The organism is Butyrivibrio sp., from assembly GCF_024699075.1.
This window is the reverse complement of record NZ_JAILQF010000308.1, coordinates 1-9,544: the sequence shown is the minus strand read 5'-3', so window position 1 is coordinate 9,544 and position 9,544 is coordinate 1. Positions and strand designations below refer to the sequence as shown.

Sequence of the window (9,544 nt, the reverse complement as noted above, 5' to 3'; positions counted from 1 at the left end):
ACAAGCGTCGTTCATCAGTACGGACTTGAAGGCGCTCTCAGCGAGGAGTATGGGGTTACACAGTGGAATTTTGACTTTAAAGGCTACAAACTGGCAGGAGACTGGCAGGCTGCCCTTGGTATAACAACAAGAGTCCATCATCTTGCTTGGGCAACTATGGAGGGAGAAGCGAAAAGAGATTATCCCGCAGCAATTGGTTGGCAATCGCCCTGGTATAAAGAGTTTTCCTATATTGAGGATTACTTTGGCAGAGTTAACTATATGTTAACCAAAGGTAAACCGGTTACCCAAATTGGTGTAATACATCCAATTGAAAGCTTTTGGAGACTGCTGGGACCTTCTGAAACTCACTTTTCAGAGCAACAATCAATGAAAAGAGAATTTGAGGAGCTTTGTGAAAGGCTTATTACCGGAGGATTTGACTTTGATTATATTTCTGAATCGCTGGCTAATGAAGATGCTTTAGATAAAGGAAATGGCCTTTTTAACATGGGACAAATGGAGTATTCTACAATTATTGTGCCATCAAATATGACTTTAAGAAAGAATACGATAAAGCTTCTAAGAAACTTTGCGATGACAGGGGGAAGACTTATCGTGATAAAGTCCAATGATGATTTAAATGACATAGCGCAAAGGGTTGCTTCTATAGATGAACTCATAGAGATAACAGATGATTTAAGAACCGTAGACCTATTTGATAATAAAGGCAGAAGAACAGATAAATATCTTTTTAACATGAGAGAAGTAGGCAATGAAAAAGTATTCTTTATGGCGCAGGCATTTTCTGGCTTGAAGGCCAGAAACCATGGAATATGGGAAAGAAGACCTGTAAATGAATCAGATAAAATATGGATTACTTTTAAAGGAAATTACAGTATTACCCGTTATGACGCCATTACAGGAGATATTAAAATGGTTGAAGCCACTGTGAAGGATGGCAGGACCAAGGTTTTAATTGAAATGTATAGCCAGGATTCATGCCTATTAGTATTAAAAGAGATCACTGAAAGAAAGAATTTAAGTAAAAAAGAATATGATAATAATGACGCTGAAACACTGAAACAACGACTCTCTTCAGGAACTCGTATTTCTCGCCCTTCCGGATATAAAAACCTTGAATCAAACGTTTATCTTATTGATACATTTACGTATGAATTAAAGAATGTAAAGACGCAAGAGATTATCGTAGATACTTGTGATGAGGAAAAAGAGATTCTTCAAATTGATAATTTGTTAAGGGAAAAAACAGGTTTACCCGGACGATATGAAGATGTATGTCAGCCTTACGCGCGAATGCCTTCAAGCCGGGATTATACTTTGGCTTTAAGGACAAAGATAAATAGCAGTATCAATTACGCTGGAGCAAAACTTGCACTTGAGGATAGCAAATATTGTAAGATTTTCTTAAATGGTGAGGAAATAAATCTCAAAAAGGATGCGGGGTACTATGTTGACAAAGCAATAAAATGTTTTATTCTGCCGGAAATAAGGGCAGGCGAGAATATCCTTGAAATTCAAATGCTCTTTGGAGAAGACTCAAATCTTGAGCGCATGTACTTGTTGGGAGAGTTTGGGGTAGAACTTTGCGGGAATAGCAAAAAAATCGTGTCTAAGCCGAAAATGCTTTTTTGGGGTGACTATACCCGACAGGGATTTCCATTTTATACAGGTAACATGGAATATTATGTTGATGTTCCGCTTGCAGAACAACAATCTGACGATTCAAAGAAAGGAGAAAGGATTCTTCACATTCCTTATTTTGCAGGAGCAGCAGTAAAAGTATGTACCCAAAAAGAAAAGGCTCAGATAGTTGCTTTTGCTCCACAAAATGCATTGTTGCATGGCGAAGAGGCATGCAGAGTAAAGCTGATTCTCCTGGGAAATCGTTATAACGGATTTGGACAGCTTCATCTTATCGGTGATGATATGCTCTGGCTTGGACCGGATTCATTTAGAAGCTGTGGGGATTCATTTACAAGCACCTACAATGTAATTTCAATGGGAATAATGAGTGAGCCTGTAATATTGGAAGTTGGGCATGCGATTAGTAATCCATGATTTTCCATGATTTTTTGAATTGAGTTTTTAGTATAGTACTCCTGACTATATATATGAGTTAACTCAAAAGTATGGCAAAGGTTTTGATAAACGCTCTCTTTATAGATATGTACAGTTCTATCAGAGTTATTCCGAGATTGTGGGGATAATGCCCCCACAATCTGATGATATTAAGAAATAAGGGACTTAAGATTAACGACAGTGGTAATGTTATCTCGTTTCTCAATCATGTAAACTATTATAGGTTTTCGGGATATTTTCTTCCGTTTATTTCAAAAACAGACAAAAAATTTCATGAAGAATATTTTTTAGCCTTAAACAAATCTTAAACATTTAGCCACTTGGAACTTAATGATTGAAACTCTACAATGGACGATGTGGTGAGCACAAATGAGTTTTGACCCCAACTGATCTGTTTATGATATATATCAATTAAAGGGGAAGGAGGCTATAGCACCTGTAATTTGCAAGGAGCTTTAGATCAAAAAGATTATGAATAAACTTCTCATTTGTGACGATATACCCATCATACTTCAAAAAGACAATAGAGATTGGAGACACAATTATGAAGAAAAAATTAGTGGCAGTTTTATTATCAGCAGTAGTATGTTTTTCTATCGTTGGATGCTCAAAGACATGTAGTGATACAAATAGCGACGCCGAAAATGCTGAAGTTGTATCAGATGATCAGATTGAAGATGAGACTGGTGACAATGCAAGCGCCCCTGTAACATATGAATCTACAGACGAAAGGGCAGATACAACCCTGTCAAATGGAACTATTGAGATCTCATTATATGACGATACAGATGAAGTATTAGCCAAGCTTGGTGAGACAGATAAAGAGGATGAATTTGGCAACCTCGTATATGATGATTTTACTATCCAGCTTTCTGGAGAAGGTGACAACAAGGAACTCTCCGGTATATTCACATACAGCGAGAATGTAAAGACCAGCAAGGGGATCTCTGTAGGTGATTCTTATGATGATGTAAAAGCAGCCTACGGCACACCTTCTTTCGAGTCAGACGATGCAGGTTATACAACAGCCAACTATATAATCTCAGGATTCACACTTGGATTTACAATCGAGAATGATGTTGTGACATCTATCTCTTTCACAGCTGGAATGGGCTGAGACTGAATATTACAGCGGTCCAGTAGATTGGGCTGATAATAATATAGAGACTAAAATCAGGACGAAATGTAAAATAATGGAACCTTGTGGTTAACAGCCATGAGGTTCTATTTTTTGATGTTTCGAATTGTAGCTGTAGGCATTTTGTTTTTCCATAGACCTCCTTGAAGAAATATTAAGTTTAATGGATTATGTGGATTAAAGCCGGACATCGGCTTGATGTAAGAGAATACTTTCAATATCATTTTTATAGAAAAGAAAGATATTATCAATAAAATATAGTAATATATATACGACAAGAATATCAGTAGCATAAACATCCGGGAGGTGATAGCTTTGTTCGAAGATAAAACTCTTTATGTTAAGCAGTTAAAACCATATCTATACCTTTTTGATGAAAACCATGAGTGCACAGGTTATCTTGTAATTGGGGATAAGAAGGCTGCTCTCATAGACACCATGATGGGTTATCACAATTACAAGGATGAGATCAAAAAGATCACAGATAAGCCTGTTATGGTCATAAATACTCACGGCCACCCGGATCATATCTATGGTAATGTATTCTTTGACGAAGCATATATAAGCCCAGGCGATCTTGATCTGGCAATTGATACCAGCAAAGATCCTGAATTTGTAGAAGTGTGCGAGGAAGAAGGCTTTTCAATGCCGCCTTTTAAAGAGATAAAGGGCGGAGATGTTGTAGATCTTGGAGGCAAGACTCTTGAAATTTATGATATCCCAGGCCACACCCCGGGCGGAATCCTTCTTTTGCTCAAAGAAGACAGGATCCTCTTTACAGGAGATGCTATCAATCACCATCTTTGGCTTCAGCTTCCTCATACTGTGCCGTATGAGCAGTGTATTGAAGGCATTGATAAAGTTCTTTTTCTGGAAAAAGAAGCAGATGTAATCTTGCATGGACATGCCAGAGACTACGATGATATCTCACTTATGCGCTGTGTAAGAGATGCTATTCAGGAAATATTAGATGGCAAGAATGATGCGGATACAGACTATACCTGGTTTATGGGCGTTTGTAAGCAGCACCCCTTTAAGGTCGAATCGGGCAAGCACTATCAGCAGGATGATCACGTAATTGTTTATGACCAGTCAAAACTTAGTTGAATACATTTTTTATTCCGTCCTTGTATGAAATTCATATAAGGGCAATATCTGCGTGGCGACATTAAATATAGATAATTCGATTTGTTTTAGATGATTATATGATACATGAAATGACACGATAAAATACGACTGGGAGTGACGCGGCATTATATGGAATATTTCTGGAAACAGCAGGAGGACATTCCAGCTGGGATGGGGTATCCGCTTTTTGGAGAAATTCATATTTTCAGTTCTGTAATTACTATACTTATAGTATTAATACTGATCAATCATCTTTTGAAAGTTGGCAGTAGGAAGAGGATGTTTATAATAAAGCTTATTCCTGTTGTCATGCTTTTAATGGAATTGTTTAAAGATGCATTTTTGATAAGTGTTCACAGATTTTCTGTAGCCTACTTACCGCTCCATGTCTGTAGTATAGGGATATTCGTATTTTTGCTTAGAGAATATCTGCCATGGAAATGGGCTAAAGATTTCTTTGGGGAACTGGCTTATGTGCTTATCATGCCAGGATCTATAGCGGCACTTCTTTTTCCTGACTGGACTATCTATTATCCTGTTCTTAACTTCATGAATCTATATAGCTTTGCATGGCACGGGGCTTTGATCCTGTACCCGCTTTTATTACGAAGATCGGGTCTTGTTAAGCCGTCAATTAAGCATATCTACCAGCCTATACTTTTTCTGTTGGTAACAACACCTTTGATATATGCTTTTGATAAGCATTTTAATTGCAATTTCTTCTTTGTGAACTGGCCTGTGCCGGGGAGCCCGTTAGCTTATTTTGCATCATTACTGGGTAATCCCGGGTATCTTATTGGATATGCAGGGCTTGTACTGATAATACTTATTATTGTTTATGGAATAGATTTAATAAGAAATATTAACTTCTAAAAATATATGAATGGAGATTTGAAATGCCTAACTTGATGATGCGATTTCCAGGCGGCCTTCCGAAGGCACTTACTTTAAGCTACGACGACGGCGTAGAACAGGATGAAAGACTTGTTGAGATCACAAACAAATATGGAATTAAGGGCACTTTTAACTTAAACAGCGGTGCTTTTGCTGCTGAAGGTACAACCTATGAGCCCGGTACTATTCACAGAAGAATGTCCCTTAGTAAGGTTAAGGAAGTATATGCAAGGAGCAACTGGGAGATTGCTGCCCATGCATATACTCATGCATCACTTGTTGGACTTCCTGCTAATATCGCAACAGAAGAGATTTCAAGAGACAGGAAGGAGCTTGAGGAAGTATTCGGAACCTTCGTCAGAGGCTTTGCTTATCCATATGGAGCATTTGATGATAACAGTGTACAGATACTTAAGAACTGCGGCATATGTTATGCAAGAACTGTGCATTCAACTCATGACTTCCACCTTCCAAACGATTGGCTTAGACTTTCTGCAACATGCCATCATGCAGATCCACAGCTAATGGACCTTGCTAAGCGCTTTGTAGAGACTAAAAACTTTTGGGATTCCATGTTTTTCTATCTTTGGGGTCATAGTTATGAGTTTGAAGAGTGCGATAACTGGGATGTGATCGAGAAGTTCTGCGAATATGTTTCAGGCAGAGATGATATCTGGTATGCTACCAATATTGAAGTCTATGACTACTGCAAAGCTTTTTCAGATCTTATTTTTGATACAAATATGACTATGTGCAAGAATCCTTCAGCTGTTGATGTATGGTTTACATATGGAGATAAGGATGTTCACGTACGTGCAGGTGAGATGGTAGTACTTTAAGATTAACTTATACAAACATCTCACTTGGATAGACAGGCATCTCCATATTGAGCTACATTTTATTGTACAGAAAATTATTAAGGCAGGGCCGTCTTACATCTTATTAGGCATATAAGATTGTTTTTCCTAAAGTCGGACACTCTAAAAGAGTAAGCAACATTTAGGAAAGGAGAATACGAAAATGTTTAATAAGCAAAAAAGCTCATATGTAGCAACTAAGAAGCACACAAGCATGCGTGTATTGGTAGTGATCCTTGCAATTGTCATTGCTGTGATAGGGGTAAAGAATATTGCCTCTTTTATAAGTAAAAACAAGCAGATGGAAGATATTGCAAAAAGGACAGAGACAATGTCATCTGACAGTGTCCCACAGGCTCTTTATGATTACTATGCTTCTTTACAGTCTGAAAAATCAGATATTGAGGGGTGGAGTAAATTTGATAAGCTTCAGGCGGGGCTTGGTACAGAAGATGATTCTGATTATGACGGCGACGGGCTTTCAGATTCAAAGGAAATCGAAATTGGCTCAGATCCCAAGAAGATTTCAACCGCAGATGATATGTACACAGACCTTTACAAATATGAAAATGGTCTTGATGTAACAAAAGCACTAGAGACATCAGAAGAAGCTGTTTTTGAAGGAAATATCACAGAAAATGTAACTCTTCTTACTGAGAATCAGAATAATCTCGGAGTTAAGATCTACGGATATGAAACACCTGATACATTCACAATGGATCAGGACTGGTACGATGAGTACGGAATATATGTTATGTACTCGATAGGCGGAAATTACACTGGAAGAGCTGAATTTGACCTGTCATCTTATACTGATGATGTAACAGATGTTGAAATAATAAAATACACAACAACATCAAATTATGTCGTGTTAGATAAAGAAGACTATAACATTGAAAAAAGAGGAAGTGTGATAACACTTGACCTTTTTTCAAATGAGTCGCAAACAACCCACCTTGCATTTGTAGTAGAAGGCAAGGAAGTTGCTTATTCGTCCGCAGGAGCTACAAAATATCCAGCCACCGTTGAAGAAGGAGGTCTTGTAGATGATTTTAAGGCCTTTCTAGGTACTTCCAGTGAAAAAGAATCACATGCAGGAGAATATACTATTTATTCACTTACCGCTTTTATGCCTTCATCTGTAAAAATATATTATGTATCAACAGGTGATGGACTACAGGATCAGGCGATGATAAGTAAGGCACTTTCAGAAATCCGATTTATAAATGAGGACTACCGTGAGAAGATCGGATTAAGTAACGTCTATGCCTGTACAGAGGATGAGTATGTGGAAATTACAAATTCCCTGCCTAGAAAGATCATGAGAGGAATCTTCACGGTAAAAGACGTAAACAACATTGACAATATAGACAAGGGAAGAGGAATATTCCCTGTTGTTATCGGTGGTGAAAACGTTGGAAAAACAAGCACAGATGACAATGGAGTAACTACTACATACAATAAAAATGGTAAAAAACAAGTAGTCACAGGATTTACAGAAGACGACCTATTCGCATTTCCAAACTTTGGCTCCTATATTTCTAAAGGCGGTAACTGCGCTGGAATAGTTTATTACGAACAGCAGCTCTATGCGAATGGAGAAATGCCTAAATCTGGAAGCGAGGGTGATATATCTTTTAACGCATCTCATCCAGAAAATTCTACTCTATTTGATTCCGGTCTTTCTGATTACCTTACACCTTCATGGAGTAAAGATTCTGTGGGTAAATACGGATACATTGAAGAAGGTGCGCTTCCTGATTATCAGAATGCGTTTGTTAAAATGATCGGTGCATATTGGAAATATGAAAATCTCATGGATGACAATAATGCATCACTTATCTGTAAAGGCTCCGAGTCGTTCGATCACGATTCTGTTTACAGGATTAAGGCCTCAATAGACAATGGCGAAGTTCTTATCGTTAACATGTCCGCGCCAGAGCTTATATACGACTATGATAAGAATGATGCGGATAACAAAGCGGCGCTTAATCCATCAGTTAAGACAGATGCAAACGGTAATGCTATTATGTACGGACATGCAGTTCTTGTATATGGCTACGATGAAGTTGAGGAAAAGCTTGATGATGGAACAATTGAGAAATATACAAAGCTTTATGTGTATGATCCAAATTATACCGCAGATGACCGTACTATGTTATTTGGCGATGGTTCAACCCTTGGTGATAGAGCTGTTATAAAACTGTCATACAATGATGACGGCTCATTTGAAGTGTACTATGCTCCCTTTGTTCAATATGAAAATTGCCGCGGCGATTTTCATTCAGGAATCATTTCAAGTTTGCTTCCCGATGGAGCTTGGTGGGGATTTGCTGTTTATAACAAAGACGGAGAAAACCTCGTAAGTAAATAAACATTTTAACAGCCTGCCAGTTTTATCTGGCAGGCTGTTGTGTTAGAAGTTAGAATTTGTAAAGCTTGTTACAGCACTTGCTAATCTTGTGAGCGTTGTAATTAAGCTTATAAGCGAATTTAAACATAATAAAAGCAGCTACCCTGACCAAGGTTAAGGCTGCTTTTATTAGTCACTAAAAACTAAGGCCGACCATCTCTGGTAGCTCTTTTTATATTTTAAGTATATCATGGCATCTACCTTTGCCAATTTATCATCCTGTATCAAGACTATCTTAACAAGTTGGAAGAGATTAAAGAGTACACTCTTGCAAAAAATGCGAAAAGAGCAGAGCTTCTGACATTCAAAGAAGAGCTGGGAAGAGCTGTAGAAATGCCGCGTGAAATCAAGGAAGCTGTTGACGAAGGCACGAAGGCAATAAAGGACAATGTTGAGAAACAGGTATCAAACGGTATCGGGTTCTTCAAAAACATAAAAAATAAGGTTACTGCCTTATATGAGCATCAGAAGCTTAAAGCATCTCTTTCAAAAGAGTCGAATAGATTGTTGTTTGAACAGGCTTTTTGTGAGGTAAACAGAACATATCTGGCACAGCAGTATGCCGTGAATAAAATGGCGAGAGATAATCTTAATAAGGTTGTTAATAAACTGTCTCGTTTCCACGAAAGAAAAGCAGCAACGCTTGTTGCGATCAGAAATGTAGGAAGGGCTATCACAGGAAAAGATCAGCTTAACATAAGCGAAGAAGCAGCAAAATCAACTGGGGTGATTACCAAGTTCTTTAAGAGAGCCGCCGCTGAATATCAGGCTGAAATGGAGATATATGCAACAGCTTATGATGCAGCAAATAGAAATATGAATCGCATTGTTGAAGAAATGGAGCAGCATGTAAGTGCCAGAAAAGCAGCGGGAATGGATAAGAATACCTTAATTGACGGCCTTACATTAAGGGATAATGCATCAAAGCATATGACTTTTGAACAAAGACTAAAAAGCGCAAAAGAAAGAAGCGCAAAACACAATGAAAGACGTGCTAACGACATAAGCAGGGAAAAAGGCAATAATGTTCGT

The 9,544-nt window shown here is 38.1% G+C and carries 6 protein-coding genes and 1 pseudogene; all 7 read left to right on the top strand.

Annotation, left to right across the window (positions count from 1 at the left end):
* A pseudogene (locus K6G87_RS12415) lies at positions 1-2,061 on the top strand (hypothetical protein); the annotation flags it as partial.
* A 565-nt stretch (positions 2,062-2,626) separates the two neighbouring features.
* Positions 2,627-3,199, top strand: a complete 573-nt coding sequence (locus tag K6G87_RS12410; protein WP_296837729.1) for a hypothetical protein — start codon at positions 2,627-2,629, stop codon at positions 3,197-3,199.
* Between the two features lie 336 nt (positions 3,200-3,535).
* Positions 3,536-4,327 (top strand): MBL fold metallo-hydrolase, encoded by a 792-nt coding sequence (locus tag K6G87_RS12405; RefSeq protein WP_296837726.1) that lies wholly within the window; start codon positions 3,536-3,538, stop codon positions 4,325-4,327.
* A 192-nt stretch (positions 4,328-4,519) separates the two neighbouring features.
* Positions 4,520-5,221 (top strand): YwaF family protein, encoded by a 702-nt coding sequence (locus tag K6G87_RS12400; RefSeq protein ID WP_296837724.1) that lies wholly within the window; start codon positions 4,520-4,522, stop codon positions 5,219-5,221.
* Between the two features lie 23 nt (positions 5,222-5,244).
* Positions 5,245-6,081 (top strand): polysaccharide deacetylase family protein, encoded by an 837-nt coding sequence (locus tag K6G87_RS12395; protein ID WP_296837721.1) that lies wholly within the window; start codon positions 5,245-5,247, stop codon positions 6,079-6,081.
* Between the two features lie 181 nt (positions 6,082-6,262).
* Complete coding sequence (locus tag K6G87_RS12390) at positions 6,263-8,473, top strand: thrombospondin type 3 repeat-containing protein (RefSeq protein WP_296837718.1); 2,211 nt, start codon at positions 6,263-6,265, stop codon at positions 8,471-8,473.
* Positions 8,474-8,755: 282 nt separating this feature from the next.
* The coding region (locus tag K6G87_RS12385; RefSeq protein ID WP_296837716.1) for a hypothetical protein at positions 8,756-9,544 on the top strand (789 nt) is incomplete at its 3' end.

What these genes read in the sequence shown, in the direction of transcription:
- K6G87_RS12410 (WP_296837729.1), top strand. Translation starts at nt 2,627, where the DNA reads ATGAAGAAAAAATTAGTGGCAGTTTTATTATCAGCAGTAGTATGTTTT.
- K6G87_RS12400 (WP_296837724.1), top strand. Translation starts at nt 4,520, where the DNA reads ATGGGGTATCCGCTTTTTGGAGAAATTCATATTTTCAGTTCTGTAATT.
- K6G87_RS12395 (WP_296837721.1), top strand. Translation starts at nt 5,245, where the DNA reads ATGCCTAACTTGATGATGCGATTTCCAGGCGGCCTTCCGAAGGCACTT.
- K6G87_RS12390 (WP_296837718.1), top strand. Translation starts at nt 6,263, where the DNA reads ATGTTTAATAAGCAAAAAAGCTCATATGTAGCAACTAAGAAGCACACA.